Origin of the sequence: Selenihalanaerobacter shriftii (genome assembly GCF_900167185.1) — a bacterium.
Classification (GTDB): Bacteria; Bacillota; Halanaerobiia; order Halobacteroidales; family Acetohalobiaceae; genus Selenihalanaerobacter; species Selenihalanaerobacter shriftii.
In genome coordinates, this window is sequence record NZ_FUWM01000004.1 from 28,390 (window position 1) to 44,109 (window position 15,720).

Here is a 15,720-nt window from a genome sequence, read left to right on the forward strand (position 1 = left end):
AAAGAATGTTGAAATTGAAGATACTTATTTAAATTTTATGAATATTGTTTCTAAATAACCTATATAATTCTTATAACATCATATTTTTTCACTAACACTACTATTTATCAAATATTTTAAATAATAACATTTATAATTTAAGGAGGTGATACTATGGTTGATCATACTGCTGAAGAATTAACTAATGAAGATATTACTATGGTGGATTTGAATATAAATAAAATATTATTAGCAACTGATGGTTCAAACTATTCAATAAAGGCAACTAAGTCTGCTGTCTCTCTAGCTAAAATATTCGATGCTGAAATTGATGCTGTCTTTGTAGACACTGGCAGACAAAAAGCACAGTTACCAGAAGAAAACTTAAGCGATAAAGTAACTTTAGGAATAGATCCTACTGAAGCTGGACTAACAGCAGCTAAAAAGTTTGGTGATGAAAACAATGTGAAAATAAATACAAAGGTATTAAGAGGTGGAGTTACTAAGCAAATAGTGAAGTATTCTAAAAACAATAAAATTGATTTAATTGTCTTAGGTGAATCTGGAAGGACTGGCTTAAAGAGAATTGCTCTAGGTAGTGTAGCTTTAAGTGTAACTAAAGCTGCTGATGTCCCTGTTTATGTAGCTAAATAAAATCTAATAAGGCCCTTCCTCAAATTGAAGAAGGGCTTTTTATTTTAATTATTCTTATCTGCTACTTTCATTTTTTCATTCTTCTTAACACTATATCGCTCATCCCGAGTATACATCTGTCTATCTACATAAGGAGTATGTAATAGTCTCTGTGATCTTTCACTATGAGGTTCACCTAAATACTCATCATATAACTGCTTAATATATGGATTTTCATGAGCAACTCTATGTTCCTTCTCTTCATCTGCCTTAAATAACCCTTCAGCACGTTTAACTCTATCACTGAACATCCTCATCCATTTATCTCTTCCAGAATATATCGGTTGTCCACCTCCACCAACACATCCTCCAGCAGGACAAGCCATTACTTCTACAAAATCATAATCAGCTTCTCCACTCATAATTTTATGAATTAATTTTCTAGCATTACTTGTACCTCTAGCTACTGCTACTTTAAGGCTTTTACCATCTTTTAAATCAATCTCAGCTTCTCTAAAATCATCGCTTCTTACACTTTCTAATTTAAAATCCTTTAATCTTTCTCCTGTGATCTTTTCGTAAGCAGTTCTTAATGCAGCTTCCATTACACCACCAGTTGAACCAAAAATTACTCCGGCTCCAGTTGCATATCCCATTGGATTATCATATTCTTCTTCTGGTAAGTTCGTAATATCTAATCCTACTTGTTTTATCATCTCGCCTAATTCACGAGTAGTCAACACAGCATCTACATCTCTAAAACCACTGGAATCCATCTCTGGTCTTTGTGATTCATATTTCTTAGCTACACAAGGCATAGTTGAAACACAGAAGATATCTTCAGGATCTATCCCAGCTCTTTCAGCATAATAAGATTTAGTTAAAGCTCCAAAAACTTGTTGTGGTGATTTACAACTAGAAAGATTATCTATCATAGACGGATAGTAAGTTTCACAGAACTTAACCCATCCTGGACAACAAGATGTGAATTGAGGTAAGTCTTTACCACTTTCTAATCGTTCCATCAATTCATAACTCTCTTCCATCACAACTACATCTGCTCCAAAACAGTCATCAAAAACTTTATCAAAACCTATTCGTCTTAAAGCAGTCACCAACTGTCCAGTAACTAAGCTTCCTATCTCCATTCCAAACATTTCTCCAATAGTTACTCTTATTGAAGGTGCTGTCTGAATCACCACATGTTTAGACTCATCTGCTAGGGCATCCCATACTTTCTGAGAATCATTCTGCTCATGTAAAGCACCAGTCGGGCAGACCATAATACACTGACCACATGTAATACATGGAGTATCCATTAAACTTTCATTATATGCTGGAGCAGCAACAGCTTTAAATCCTCTATCTATTACATCATAAATATGTACTTCTTGAATCTCACTACAAACACTTATACATCTTCTACATAGAATACATTTGCTCGGCTCACGAACCAGTGATGGTGAAAGGTCATCTACTGGAAATTCATTCCTTGCCCCATCAAAATCTATATCTCTAATACCATACTGTTTAGCTAAAGATTGTAATTCACAATTTTGATTAGCAGCACAGGTTAAACAATCGAAAGGATGGTCTGATAAAAAGAGCTCTAATACCTTCTTTCTTGCTTCTATAACCTGTGGAGTATTCGTTTTAACTTCTAACCCTTCACTAACCTTATATATACAAGCAGGTTGAAGTTTTTCTTCTCCTTTAATCTCTACCATACATACTCTACATGCACCTGGTTCATTTAAATCTTTCAAATAACAAAGTGTTGGTATATCAATATCAAGCTTGGCAGCAGCATCTATTATTGTTGCTCCCTCTTCTACTTCTACCTCTTGACCGTCAATCTTTACAGTAATCAACTTTTGACCTCCTCTCTAAACTTACCCTCTAGCAATTGCATCAAATGGACATTCTTCTTCACAAATCCCACAATCCTTACACTCTTCAGGATCTATCGTATAACCTTCCTCTTTACTTCCTTCTATGGTTGCGGCTGGACATTTTTTAGCACATAATCCACATGCTTTACATTTCTCCTCATCAATTGTGTAATCTAGTAAAGCTTCACATACACCGGCTGGACATCTCTTATCGAAAACATGAGCTTCATATTCCTCTCTAAAATAATTAAGAGTACTTAAAATAGGGTTAGGAGCTGATTGTCCCAAACCACACAAAGATGTTTTCTTAACTTCAACAGATAAAGCTTCTAATTTATCAAGAATATTAGACTCTGCTTCACCTTCAACTATTTTATTTAACATCTCTAATAATCTTTTGGTTCCGACTCGACCTGGTGTACACTTCCCACACGCTTCGTCTTGAGTAAAATCTAAATAATATCTAGCAACGTCAACCATACAAGTGTCTTCATCCATAACAATCAAACCACCAGAACCCATCATGGAACCAACTTCTATTAAAGTGTCATAATCTACAGAGATATCTAAATTTTCTTTAGGAATACATCCTCCAGATGGTCCACCTGTTTGAGCAGCTTTAAACTCTTTGCCTCCGGGGATTCCACCTCCTAATTCGAAGATGATTTCTCGTAAAGTAGTCCCCATAGGCACTTCGATTAATCCAGTATTATAAATGTCTCCTGCTAAAGCAAAGACCTTGGTTCCTGTGCTTTCTTCTGCACCTATATGGCTAAACCATTTACCTCCATTTAAAATTATTTGTGGAACATTTGCTAAAGTTTCAACATTATTAATTAAAGTCGGTTGATTCCATAATCCCTGATTAGCAGGATAAGGAGGCTTAGATCGAGGATCTCCCCTATCTCCTTGTACTGAATGAATTAAAGCTGTCTCTTCACCACAAACAAATGCTCCTGCTCCAACTCTAATCTCTAAATTAAAATTAAAACCTGTATCAAATATGTTTTTACCTAATAATCCTAATTTATTAGCTTCTTTAATGGCTTTTTCTAACCTTTCAACTGCTAATGGATATTCGGCTCTTATATAAACATAACCTTGCTCTGCTCCTATAACATAAGCTGCAATTGCTAATCCTTCAATTACACTATGAGGATCACCTTCTAATATACTTCTATCCATAAATGCTCCAGGATCACCTTCATCTGCATTACAAATTACATATTTAGGATTTCCTTCAGCTTTACGAGTAAACTCCCATTTAAGGCCAGTAGGAAAACCTCCCCCACCTCTACCTCTTAATTTTGAAGTCTTTACCTCTTCAATTATCTCTTGTGGGTTCATGTGAGTTAAAGCTTCCCCTAAAGCTCTATAACCATCTCTAGCAATATACTCTTCTATTTCATACGGTTCAATAAATCCACAGTTTTTTAAAGCAAGTCGTTGCTGGTATTTATAAAAACCCATATTTTCATACTCTGGAATTTTGCGTCCTGTATCTGGTTCTTCATAAAGTAAATCATCTATAATTTCACCATTAATTAAATGTTCCTGTACAATCTGCTGCACATCCTCTGGTTCCACCTGACAGTAGAAGATTCCCGTTGGAGCATCTTCTTGATAAATAACTACTATCGGGCCCTTTTCACAAAAGCCAAAGCATCCGGTTTTAGTTAGTTTAGTCTCTTCTTCTAAATTATTGTCTGCTAGCTGGTCTACCAAATTTTGATAAATATCTTCACTACCAGAAGAAAAGCAGCTAGTTCCTCCACAGACCAACATTTCTGTTTTGAGTGCCATCTTATTCCTCCTTCTATCGGTATTGATTTAGTAGATCAGAAACTTTATCTGGCTCTATTCTACCATGAACATCATCTCCTACAACAACTACTGGTGCCATTCCACATGCTCCTATACAGCGAGCAGTTTCTAAAGTGAATAAATTGTCTTCAGTCGTCTCTCCAGGCTCTATCTTTAATTCATCTTTTATTCTTTTTAAAACTTCTTCTGCACCTTTTACATAACATGCAGTTCCTGTACAGATTTCTATTGTATACTTTCCACGAGGAGTAGTAGAGAATAATGAATAGAAACTTACTACACTATAGACCTTACTAAAAGGAATATCTAACCCTGTAGCCACCCTAATCTGTATTTCCCGTGGTAGATATCCAACTATCTTTTGAACTTTATGTAAAACATTGATTAAAATTCCTTCTTCACCTTGATTTTCTTCTATAATCTTATCTATTTGATTCAATTCTTCATCACTTAATTTTGATTCTTCTGTCTTCTTATCTATTTGTTCTTCTGTAGTTGCCACTACTTCCACCTCCTTTTATGGTCAATGAATATTATCTCCACAATGAAACATTTTATACTATTTTACTTTTGAATAGTTATTAAATATAGAAAAACGCCAGTACTAATTTATAGTACTGACGCTCTGTTTAAATATTTAATATTTTATTTTTAATTACATTCTGAACATAAACCAAAAAACTCCATCCTATGATAGTCAATATCACATTCCATCTTCTCTTCAATACCTTGATTAATTTCAACATGAATCGGTTCATCAACATCTAAAACCCTACCGCATTTTAAACATGTAAAGTGATAATGATTCTCTGGATTACCATCAAATCTGCTATATGAGCTACCGTAATTCAGCTCCATAATCTTCCCCATCTCTTTTAATACATTTAGATTTCTATATACTGTTCCTAGACTAATATTGGGGATTTCTTCTTTAACTTGCTCATAAATCCAATCTGCAGTTGGGTGAGATGTAGTACTTCTTAAAACGTCTAATATCTTCTTTCTCTGCTTTGTCATTCTTCTTTTAGGTTTAGATTCATCCATATTTATCCACCTTTTTTATACTTATTCTTATAATTAATAATAGTAATAATTATTAATTAAATTATATCAGTTAATCTTTTAAGTGTCAAAAACTTAATATTTCTATTAATCATTTTATATTAATTTTTAAATATTTTTTTATTTAAAAGGAATTTTAAGTATTGACCAAGAATTATTTATTGTTGATGACTTAATTATTTTGTAATGTTACATATTTAACAGTATTAGATATTGAGTTTTTGATATAATAAAAATAAGCATTTATTGTAATGAATGTTTTTGGGAGGAGGTGACTGATTATAATGAAAGAACAAGTTGAAGCTGCATTAGATAAAGTTAGACCATCTTTACAGGCTGATGGTGGAGATGTTGAATTAGTTGAAATTGATGGTGGAGTTGTGAAAGTAAGATTAACTGGAGCTTGCGGTGGTTGCCCAATGTCTCAAATGACTCTTAAGAATGGTATTGAAAGAGTGCTTAAAGAAGAAGTTCCAGAAGTAGAATCTGTAGAATCTGTAGAATAATAAATCTTAAATAAATTATAGACCTTACTGATTTTTCAGTAAGGTCATCTCATTTTTTAAAAAATAATTTAATTTTTTTAAGTTTTCCCTTGACTCTAATCAAAAAATGATTTATAATTTATATTGTCGCTGTTGAAAAACAGTAGAAATTTGTCGGAGCGTGGCGCAGCCTGGTAGCGCACCTGGTTTGGGACCAGGGGGTCGAAGGTTCAAATCCTTTCGCTCCGACCATCTTTTTTAATAGTTGACAATTGACAGTTGATAATTAACAGTTACAAATGAGTTATAACGTTTGCATTAAAAGTAACTGTCAACTGTAAACTAAATATGGAGGGATGCCCGAGTTGGCCAAAGGGAGCAGACTGTAAATCTGCCGGCGATGCCTTCAGAGGTTCAAATCCTCTTCCCTCCACCATTTTATAACTATCAAGCTTTTATTTGATAGTATTTTTTATTTTATACATCCTAAAATTATTTAAATCGCTTTCTCTCTTAATTTATATTTTTGTACTTTTCCACTGGCCGTCAATGGATATTCATCTACAATCTTTATCTGTTTAGGTAATTTATGCCAAGAAATCTGATCTTTAAAGTAGTCAAAGAGTTCTTGAGAAGTTATTTCTTCTCCATCCTTTAATTGAACATAGGCCATTACTTCTTCACCATACTTTTCATCAGGAATTCCTACTACTTGCACATCTTTAACTTTAGAATACTGTCGCATAAACTCCTCAACTTCTCGCGGATATACATTCTCGCCTCCACGAATAATCATATCAGTAAGACGCCCTATAATCTCAAAATACCCATCTCGATCCATAATTGCTAAATCTCCTGTATGCAGCCAACCATCTTCATCGATAGTTTCCTTGGTAGCTTCAGGCATCTTATAATATCCTTTCATCACATGGAAACCACGAGTACACAATTCTCCTTCAACCCCTGGCCCCACCTCATGACCTGTCTCTGGATCAACAATTTTAACTTCTACATTAGGTAAAGGTTTACCAACAGTAGTAACTCTTTTTTCAATTGGGTCATTAACTCTAGTTTGTGTAATTACTGGTGAAGATTCCGTCTGACCATAGGCAATAGTAATATCATCTGCTCCCATTTCATAAATCACTTGTTTCATAACTGACATCGGACAACTAGAGCCTGCCATAATTCCTGTCCTTAAAGAGCTAAGATCATATTTCTCAAAATTAGGATCTTCTAATTCAGCAATAAACATTGTTGGCACTCCATGAACTGCCGTGCATTTCTCAGTTTCAATAGCATTTAAAACCGGCTCTGGTTTAAATTTAACTATTGGTACCATAGTTGCTCCTTTAGTTACACAGGTTAATGTTCCTAATACACAACCAAAACAATGGAAGAATGGTACTGGAATACATAAACGATCTTCATGAGTAAAGTTCATGCTTTCAGCTATATAATTAGCATCAGCTATAATATTAGCATGAGTAAGCATAACTCCTTTTGGAAATCCAGTAGTTCCTGAAGTATACTGCATATTAATTACATCATCAGGGTCAAGAGTAGCTTGGCGCTTTTTTAAATCAAAATCACTAACTTCTTTACCCATCTCCATAATATCATCCCAATGATACATACCAGCTGGCGCTTCTCCCTCCCCGATATAGATTACATGCTTAAGGTGAGGAAACTTTTCTGAATTTAACCCTCCTGGTTTAGAATTCTTTAATTCTGGACAAATTTCATATAAAATCTCTGAATAACTAGTTCTCATTCCTTCTGATAAGATTAAAGTTTTAGTATCAGAATGCTTTAAAAGATATTCCAATTCAGCAGCACGGTAATTTGTATTCACCGTAACTAAAACTCCTCCCATCTTACCGGTAGCAAATTGAGTAATCAACCATTCTGGGCGATTATTTGCCCAAACAGCTACATGATCACCTACCTCAATACCAAGTTCCATAAATCCTTTTGCAGCTTGGTTACATACATCTCTAAACTGTCGATAATTATACCTAATTCCTTCCTCTACATAAACCACAGCATCATTATCTCCGTACTTAGCTACTTGCTGATCTAACAATTCTCCAATAGTCATTTTTAATTCTTTATTCATAATTTTAATAATCCTCCTCGCTAATCCACTTCTCTCTAATTAAAATTAATTATTAAATTACTAAAAGTACTATAAATATAAAAACCCTTCCATCTCTAATCAATAGAGACGAAAGGTTATTTCGCGTTACCACTCTAATTATTCTACCATAATTAAACTAAGATAGAATCACTCTAACCTATTAACGAAAGGTATCCGATTAATCCTACTTCACTTCAGATTAACAACTCCAGGGTGAGTTCAAAAGTGCAGATGTCATCTCGCACCAACCGATGACTCTCTTAAAATCTGCCTTCTTCTTACTATTCCCTTTCTATGTCTTTAGACTTTTATTTAATTATATAGACCATAAAATATAAAAATCCTTCCATCTCTAATCAATAGAGACGAAAGGCTATTTCGCGTTACCACTCTAATTATTCTATCTTAATTAAACTAAGATAGAATCACTCTAACCTATTAACGGAAGGTATCCGGTTAAGCCTACTTCACTTCAGATTAACAACTCCAGGGTGAGTTCAAAAGTGCAGATATCATCTCGCACCAACCGATGACTCTCTTAAAATCTGCCTTCTTCTTACTAATCCCCTTCTATGTTTTCTATATTATATTTTAAATTTGTTAATATGAATTGTAGCATATTACTAAAGAATAGTCAAGGGTTTTCTGATTATTCTTTGAATTTATTTTTTAGATCCTTTTTTAGGTCGTAAATGTAATGGTAAGATATCTCTTTTATCTAAAACAATCTTATAATCATAAGCTGCTTGACTAAATTTTTGCTCTGCTTGATCAAGAGACATCCCCATTAAATTAACTTCTCTTAAATCACCTTCACCTATTTCTAATCGAATAAGATTATGTAAATAATGTACTGCTTGCTGCCTAAAGCCTAATAAACGAGCTCCTACTACATCCGTTGCCACCGGATCAGTTCCTGTTACTACTAAATCAGCATTAACAGGTTTTCCATTAGAAGGACCAGTACCTACCATGCCTTGATCGCCACTTAAAATTGTGAGATCAATAGGAATTAACTCTCCCATAGCAGTAATAAATTCATGTAAATATTCATGAATCCCTTTGCCAGCTTTCGGAAAGCCATGAAGTTCTGCTGGTGGCCACGCTAAAGCAATATTCTTAATTCCTAAAGAAACTGTTGCTTCTTCATGATGTTTAATTTGAGTATAAGAAATTAAAAAATCAGTTTCAATTAATAATTTATTTAGCTTTATATTATTAATTTTAGGATGATCTATTTCAAATTCTTCATAAGGTCCATAATTTAAATCAACAAACTCTATTCCTTCTTCATCAATAACCTGTTGATACCCTGTCTGCTTTATTACTTTAGTTGTTTCGGTTCCTCCTGATCCAGTAGCAACTACAATTCGAGCTGGTGACTCTTCTTTAATATATTGAATTAACTGCCGCAATGATTCAGGACCTATTACTGTTCCTGTCTCTGGAGTATTGGTATTGACCCAATTAGGGGTAATAGTCACTGTATCGTCTTGATTTATCTTCTGATTAATATTTAAGTCATCTAACAAATTTCGAATTACATCTCCTTCTAATCCTTCTCCAATGGCGACTTTACTTTCTTTTATTCTCCGTTCCCTTAACATAAAATAAATCCCTCCAGTTTAAGATAAATTAAGTAGTAATTAATTTAACCCAATCTGGAGGGAGAAATTCTAATTTTAATTTTTAACTTACCATTACTTGTATTAAGGCAATAATAATCATAACCGCCCCTGGAATGGCTGTAAGTAGATATACAGATTTAAATCTTGATTCAAAGTATTCCTTAGTTAATGCTAAACAAAGATGAATTGGTGATATTAAGTAACCAACAAAAGCAGTAGTAAATAATAAAGTGATATAAGCTCCTATAGCTTCAGGAGGCATAACCGGCATAAAGATTGGAATTAAAATTCCCATAGCTGCCATAGTCATTCCTGTTAGATATCCAGTAATTAACCCTAATACTGTTATCATTAAACTCAAAGGTAATCCTGTACTAGTTAAGAAATCTGCTACTCCATTAACAGCTCCACTACCTTCAACTACAGCTTTAAAAGCCATTACTCCAATAATTAAAACTGGCATCTTATAATTTACACCTTTAACCAAAAAGTCTTTAAGTCTTTTACTATATTCTTTTACAAAATTACCATCAGGCATGTTCTTACTAACTGCTATAAGTACGCCAGCAATAGTAGCTAAATAAAACGGTACTTTAAAAACAATAGCTAAAATTATAATAGTCAAAATAGGCAAAAAACTTATTAAAAACGTACTAAGATCTTGCATAGTATTATTTCTACCTTCTTTATTCTCTTCATTCTCCTGATGTGAACTATTAAAGAAGGCAAAATAAGCAGCAACCACTCCTCCTAACATAACTAAAGCATTATATTTAATAATAAAAATTTTCTCTACACTGAACATATCAGCCGTTAAGATCAATGCTCCATAAAGCGGATAAACAAACAAAAGAATATGTCTAAAGAATAAATTAATGGCTGTCTTGCGCCCTTTATCTAAGTCAATTCTATCTCCACTTTCATTCACCATTGGGGCCGAAAGAATAGCTCCTCCTGGAACTGCTAATGTTCCTATCAAAGCTGGTAGTAACATACTTAATATCTTACCATCCTTTACAAGAGAAATTAAAGCATCTATCATATTATTAAGATCCCCGGTCTCTTTTAAAATATAACCTAAACCACTAACCACCGTAACTACAATTATTAACTGCAATGCTACAGGTTCAACTACTGAATCGAATATGGTTATGCCTATCATCTTAATGCTCATTCCTGAGAATAAACCAGCAACTATTGATCCAATAATTAGGGATAATCCCATATTAACTTTTCTAGAATTTAATATTAAAATTGCTACAAATCCTAATAATACTCCTACTAACTCCACTATATCAACTCCTCTTTTTTATAAACTATAACTTATATCATTTATCCTTCATTTTATATATTATTTAGTCAAATGTCAACAATTATTTAAATATGTAATTCTATTCCATGTTGATTTTGTAACTCTTTTAAATCTTCTACAACTCCTTTAGTTAATGGGATTCCTTCTTGTAATCTATCTTTCTTTTTATATTCTTCAAGTTCTCCAGGTAAAAAGACTTCTTTAAATCTAATCCCTGGTTGTATTTTTTTAATTTCTCTAATCATTTGATCTACTTGACTCTTAAAAATATCAATAGAAATAAAGTCTGCTGGATTTATCACCCCTACAAAATGTCCTACCTTCTGTGGTTCTTCAAAATTATTATATAATGACTTAATCTGAGAGCTAAAACCCCCACCAGCTAAAATACCACTTAATACCTCTACTAAAATAGCCAAACTATATCCCTTAGCCCCACTCATAGGTAAGACTGCACCTTCTAGTGCCTCTTTTGGATTAGTAGTAGATTCTCCCTCAGAGTTTACTGCCCAATCTTCTGGAATATCTTCACCTTCTTTAGCAGCCAAAATAATATTTCCTCGGGCTACTTTACTGGTTGCTAAATCAATTATAATCGGCAGCTCTTGTTTAGTAGGGATTGCAGCAGAAATAGGGTTAGTTCCAAAGAATGGTTCTCCTCCACCGTAAGGCACCATATTCGGCTGTGAATTAGTAAAAGCTAAACCTATCATGTCATGTGCTAAAGCCTGCTTGGCATAGTAAGCAGCTGCCCCAAAATGATTGCTATCTTTAATAGCAACAAAGCCTGCTCCATTTGGACCTGCTATTTCAATCGCTTTCTTCATTCCTATGGTTCCATTAATCTGTCCTGGTCCGTTATCTCCGGACAAAATACCGGTTCCAAATGACTGTCTTACAAATTTAGGCCTCGGAGATGAATTCATTATACCTTTCTCTAAACGTTTAACATAAATAGGTAGTCGAGAAATCCCATGGGTATCTATTCCTCGTAAACTAGCATACATTAATGAATCAGCAAAAGTTTTAGCATTCTCCTCTGTAAGACCAACTTCTTGCAAAATACTTTCTGCAAATTCTCTTAAACCTCTAACATCAAGTTTAACAACCGACTCCTCACTTGTTTCATTCAAAACCTTTTACCTCCTTTCATCATATAATATTTATTTGTAATTACTTATTATTATAAATATGAGTATCATTTGGTTAATAGTAAAATAAATATTTCTCTAACTCAATAATAAAACAGCCAGTATACTTTATAAAGTATACTGGCTGTTTTAAAACCATATTAAATTCAGTTTTTAAAATATTAATTATTTATTTTCTAATTCAAACCTTTTGATCATATGATTAAAATATTATACTGAATTATTATTTTCTTTTCCATAATAACAAATTATTTTCTATACTTGATTCTAGTTTATCTCTATTATATAAAGAGCTAAGATAAGCCATAGTAGCTGTCTTCATTAAAAAATATTGTTGATTCCTTTCTAATTTGATTTTTAAATGAGTCACTAACTCTTTTAAAATATTCTCTGTTGTCTGTTTATCAACTAAAACTTCTAAAATATATTCTTCTACCTCTTCAATAACTTCTAAATTAGCCTCAACTAGTTCATCAATATTATCTATAGGCTTACCATGGGATGGAATATATGATTCATAATCACTATTTTTAAGAAAACTTAAAGTTTCTTTTTGACTATCTATATCAGTATAAAAAGGAATCTTATGTTTTCTTAAAACAGCTTTAGAAAAAATAGAATCTGCACAGAATAAAACATCCTCAATTTCAATACCAATTTGATTAGGAGAATGTCCTGACAATGGAATTGATTTCAGATTGGTATTGCCTATAGTTAATCTCTCTTTATCTCCATCCAGAATATTATCTACCTGTGAAGGTTTTGCCATCAAAAATTTGTTTTTTAGCTCTTCAATAGGACTGGCTCCTGAAAAAAGATAAAGAGGTTCTAAATAAGGTGCTTGTATAATGCCTGCTTCTATTTGAGGAGCATAAATTTCAACTCCTGTCTCTTCTTTTATATATGCATTACCACCACAATGATCAGCATGAGAATGTGTATTAATTATGGCTTGCACTTCAAATCCTTCCTTTTCTAGAATCTTTAATACTCTCTTTCCTACACTGTCATCAACACCGCTATCTATTAAGACTACACCTGTATCTGCCTCTATAACTCCTAAATTAGTCGGACTTGCTATATAGTTTACTCGTTCTTTAACTTGTTTTAATTCCATATTCTCACCTCATTATCATAATTTAAAAATTAACTGAAAACTACTTCTATTATTTATCAATACTAAAAAATTACCCTGAACCGAATTAAGATCCGATTCAGGGGAGATTTTACTCTGTCAAATAACAACTTACAATCTCTCCAAAGTAAAAAGTATGATAATCCTTTTTAGGATACCATTCTTCATCATAATCAAAATCTAATTTTGCTGCATCCATAACCTGCTTAAATTTAATCTCACATTCATAATGCAAATTACAACCACTAATAACTGGAGTATCTACTTTTTGACCTGCTAATGTATTTAAGTTGCATTCACTAAACTTATCATAATCTCTACCTGATTTAGTGCCACAGAATTTTAATTCCTCTTCCATTCCTTCATTTAAAGGAATACTAACCGTAAATTCATCTGCCTTTTCAATTAATTGAAAAGTATAACGAGACTTCCTAACCATTACCATCAAGATTGGTTTTCCCCAGATGTAACCAATACTCCCCCAACCAATTGTCATTGTATTGAGATCATCTGCAGACTTAACAGTTAGAAAGGCTCCTTTAGTTAAAGATTCTGTAGCCTCTTTAATATACTCATCATATGCAACTTTTTGCAAAAGAAAGCCTCCTTTACTCTCCATGTTTTTCTGCTAAAATTTCACCACCAACTCCAACATTATCAGCTTCCATCTCTTTAATCAATACTACAAATGCTTCTTCTGGTAACTCTATAACATTACTAGCAGTCTTAGTGAATGATTCAATTAACTCTTTCTTTTGTTCTTTAGTTAATTCAGGTCCATCTACAGTAATAATTGGCATATAAAATCACCTCCCATTATAATAATACTATTTCATTACTAATAAATAATTAACAATTTTTAATTATTTTCTATACTTTTACTAATAAAACCTGCAAAATAATATTTAAAAATAAAAAAGCCTAACTACTTTAAAATAGCTAGGCGGTAAATTTTAACCTTTATCCTTGGTTATTCTCGTCTTCAGTATTATTTGCATCATTACCATTCTCTTGGTTATCTAAACCATCAACAGTAATTTCACCATCTTCAGAAATGTTATGACAGTTGATACAATTCTTATCGTAATCTTCTGTATAATGTTCTCCTTCTATAAGGTGTGATTTATGAATTACAGTTTTAAAAGCAAGTTCTCCACTGGCATGACACTGCAAGCATTCTTCTAAACTACTGGCTTCCACATCAGGGTGTCCTTCAATATCTTTAATCTGATTTTGCAAATTATATTCTCCTTGATGACATCCAGCAGTACAACCACCTTCAGAGTTGTCCTGAGTTACTAATTGTAATTTCTCTTCTAATTCTGCTATTCTTTCCTGATTCTGTTGATTATTCTGCTGAGCTTCTGCTTGGTCTCCTGCCTGATCCTGAGTATTATCTTCAGTAGTATTCGGGTCATTTGTGTTTTGAGGCGATGCACAACCTACTACCGCAAATGCTAACATCGTTATTATAATAGCTATTACCAAACCTCGACTTAATAACTTATGACTCATTAATTTATCCCCCTTTAATTTAACTTTATTTAATCATTAGTCTGTAACAATTAGTGCTAAAGTATTCAACAAGGACATAAATTAATATATTAATTTTTTTATTGTATATAAGTCTTTATAGAGAGAATATAAAAAGTGACACTACCTGCTATTAATGTCAATAAAATCTTTACAAATAATTTAGGAATTATAAATATAACTGTTATTCCCATACTTATCCACAACATAGAAATAGCCAAAATTTTCGCTTTTAAAGGTATCCCTTTCCCTTCACGGTAATCCTTAATAAATCTGCCCAATAGTTTATTACTTAAAAGCCAATTATAAAATCTTTCTGAGCTTCTCGCATAGCATATAGCAGCAAGTAATAAAAAAGGAGTAGTAGGGATAACAGGTAATATTACTCCTATTATGCCAAGCAATACAGAAATACTTCCTATAATAATCAATAGAATTCTAACAAAATTCTTCATCGTCTCTCCTCTCACCTTAAGTTAAATCCCTAAACTCCAGTTGTCTTAAAGATTCATATAAAACAACACAGACTGAATTAGCTAAATTTAAGGAACGGGCATCTCCTATCATAGGAATTCTAATACAATTCTCACTATAATGTTCAGTAATTACATCAGGTAATCCAGCTGTTTCCTTCCCAAATACCAAAAAATCGTCTTCTTTATATTTTATCTCTGTATGAAATTTAGTAGCAAACTTAGTAGCAAAGTAAAAATTATGATCTGGATACTTCTCTTCTAACTCTTCAAAACTATCATAATAATGTACATCTAACATATCCCAATAATCTAACCCTGCTCTTCTTAAAGATTTCTCATCAGTAGAAAAGCCTAGAGGTCGAATTAAATGTAATGAAGCACCAGTGCACGCACAAGTCCTAGCAATATTACCGGTATTTGGTGGAATCTCTGGTTGATAAAGCACTATATTCACTAACCTTTACCTCCCT

At 33.0% G+C, this 15,720-nt stretch carries 16 protein-coding genes, 2 tRNA genes and 2 other annotated features; of the genes, 4 read left to right on the forward strand and 14 right to left on the reverse strand.

The window, feature by feature from the left end; translation table 11 throughout:
* The first annotated feature begins 153 nt into the window (after positions 1 to 153).
* A complete protein-coding gene (locus B5D41_RS01505) occupies positions 154 to 633 on the forward strand; it encodes a universal stress protein (RefSeq protein ID WP_078808837.1) in 480 nt (159 codons plus the stop codon).
* A 44-nt stretch (positions 634 to 677) separates the two neighbouring features.
* Here the strand turns inward: B5D41_RS01505 and B5D41_RS01510 are convergent, their stop codons facing one another.
* From B5D41_RS01510 to B5D41_RS01525, 4 genes are all read right to left on the reverse strand, one after another.
* The gene (locus tag B5D41_RS01510) at positions 678 to 2,483 is read right to left on the reverse strand and encodes an NADH-dependent [FeFe] hydrogenase, group A6 (protein WP_078808838.1); all 1,806 of its coding nucleotides are present in this window, start codon (positions 2,481 to 2,483) and stop codon (positions 678 to 680) included.
* Positions 2,484 to 2,504: 21 nt separating this feature from the next.
* Positions 2,505 to 4,307, reverse strand: coding sequence for an NADH-quinone oxidoreductase subunit NuoF (nuoF, locus tag B5D41_RS01515; protein WP_078808839.1), 1,803 nt, complete (start codon positions 4,305 to 4,307; stop codon positions 2,505 to 2,507).
* Between the two features lie 13 nt (positions 4,308 to 4,320).
* A complete protein-coding gene (gene nuoE / locus B5D41_RS01520; protein ID WP_234983864.1) occupies positions 4,321 to 4,830 on the reverse strand; it encodes an NADH-quinone oxidoreductase subunit NuoE in 510 nt (169 codons plus the stop codon).
* Positions 4,831 to 4,979: 149 nt separating this feature from the next.
* Complete coding sequence (locus tag B5D41_RS01525) at positions 4,980 to 5,372, reverse strand: Fur family transcriptional regulator (protein WP_078808840.1); 393 nt, start codon at positions 5,370 to 5,372, stop codon at positions 4,980 to 4,982.
* Positions 5,373 to 5,674: 302 nt separating this feature from the next.
* On the opposite strand from B5D41_RS01525, the gene B5D41_RS01530 reads away from it, so the two are divergent.
* The 3 genes from B5D41_RS01530 to B5D41_RS01540 all read left to right on the forward strand — a co-directional run bounded on the left by B5D41_RS01530 (position 5,675) and on the right by B5D41_RS01540 (position 6,311).
* Positions 5,675 to 5,896 carry a NifU family protein gene (locus B5D41_RS01530; RefSeq protein WP_078808841.1) on the forward strand — a complete coding sequence of 74 codons (222 nt, stop codon included), beginning with the start codon at positions 5,675 to 5,677 and terminating at the stop codon, positions 5,894 to 5,896.
* 154 nt (positions 5,897 to 6,050) lie between these two features.
* Positions 6,051 to 6,127 (forward strand) — tRNA-Pro (locus B5D41_RS01535).
* Between the two features lie 98 nt (positions 6,128 to 6,225).
* Positions 6,226 to 6,311, forward strand: a tRNA-Tyr gene (locus B5D41_RS01540).
* Positions 6,312 to 6,371: 60 nt separating this feature from the next.
* On the opposite strand, the gene B5D41_RS01545 is transcribed toward B5D41_RS01540, so the two are convergent.
* From B5D41_RS01545 to trmL, 10 genes are all read right to left on the reverse strand, one after another.
* Positions 6,372 to 7,994, reverse strand: coding sequence for an AMP-binding protein (locus B5D41_RS01545; protein ID WP_078808842.1), 1,623 nt, complete (start codon positions 7,992 to 7,994; stop codon positions 6,372 to 6,374).
* 101 nt (positions 7,995 to 8,095) lie between these two features.
* Positions 8,096 to 8,319 (reverse strand) — a binding site (T-box leader).
* Between the two features lie 54 nt (positions 8,320 to 8,373).
* Positions 8,374 to 8,597: a binding site (T-box leader), on the reverse strand.
* A gap of 80 nt (positions 8,598 to 8,677) precedes the next feature.
* Positions 8,678 to 9,622, reverse strand: a complete 945-nt coding sequence (locus B5D41_RS01550) for a DUF362 domain-containing protein (RefSeq protein ID WP_078808843.1) — start codon at positions 9,620 to 9,622, stop codon at positions 8,678 to 8,680.
* Positions 9,623 to 9,704: 82 nt separating this feature from the next.
* A complete protein-coding gene (locus tag B5D41_RS01555; RefSeq protein ID WP_078808844.1) occupies positions 9,705 to 10,934 on the reverse strand; it encodes a DUF401 family protein in 1,230 nt (409 codons plus the stop codon).
* 86 nt (positions 10,935 to 11,020) lie between these two features.
* Positions 11,021 to 12,088 (reverse strand): Ldh family oxidoreductase, encoded by a 1,068-nt coding sequence (locus B5D41_RS01560; protein WP_078808845.1) that lies wholly within the window; start codon positions 12,086 to 12,088, stop codon positions 11,021 to 11,023.
* A gap of 241 nt (positions 12,089 to 12,329) precedes the next feature.
* On the reverse strand, positions 12,330 to 13,223 hold the full coding sequence (locus B5D41_RS01565; protein ID WP_078808846.1) for an MBL fold metallo-hydrolase: 894 nt from the start codon (positions 13,221 to 13,223) through the stop codon (positions 12,330 to 12,332).
* A gap of 109 nt (positions 13,224 to 13,332) precedes the next feature.
* On the reverse strand, positions 13,333 to 13,836 hold the full coding sequence (locus tag B5D41_RS01570; RefSeq protein WP_200806393.1) for a flavin reductase family protein: 504 nt from the start codon (positions 13,834 to 13,836) through the stop codon (positions 13,333 to 13,335).
* Between the two features lie 13 nt (positions 13,837 to 13,849).
* The gene (dmpI, locus tag B5D41_RS01575) at positions 13,850 to 14,041 is read right to left on the reverse strand and encodes a 4-oxalocrotonate tautomerase DmpI (protein WP_078808848.1); all 192 of its coding nucleotides are present in this window, start codon (positions 14,039 to 14,041) and stop codon (positions 13,850 to 13,852) included.
* Positions 14,042 to 14,201: 160 nt separating this feature from the next.
* Positions 14,202 to 14,756: a hypothetical protein gene (locus B5D41_RS01580; RefSeq protein WP_078808849.1), complete on the reverse strand. Its 555-nt coding sequence runs from the start codon at positions 14,754 to 14,756 to the stop codon at positions 14,202 to 14,204.
* Positions 14,757 to 14,854: 98 nt separating this feature from the next.
* The gene (locus B5D41_RS01585) at positions 14,855 to 15,229 is read right to left on the reverse strand and encodes a YbaN family protein (RefSeq protein WP_078808850.1); all 375 of its coding nucleotides are present in this window, start codon (positions 15,227 to 15,229) and stop codon (positions 14,855 to 14,857) included.
* Positions 15,230 to 15,245: 16 nt separating this feature from the next.
* A complete protein-coding gene (gene trmL / locus B5D41_RS01590) occupies positions 15,246 to 15,704 on the reverse strand; it encodes a tRNA (uridine(34)/cytosine(34)/5-carboxymethylaminomethyluridine(34)-2'-O)-methyltransferase TrmL (RefSeq protein ID WP_078808851.1) in 459 nt (152 codons plus the stop codon).
* Between the last annotated feature and the right edge of the window lie 16 nt (positions 15,705 to 15,720).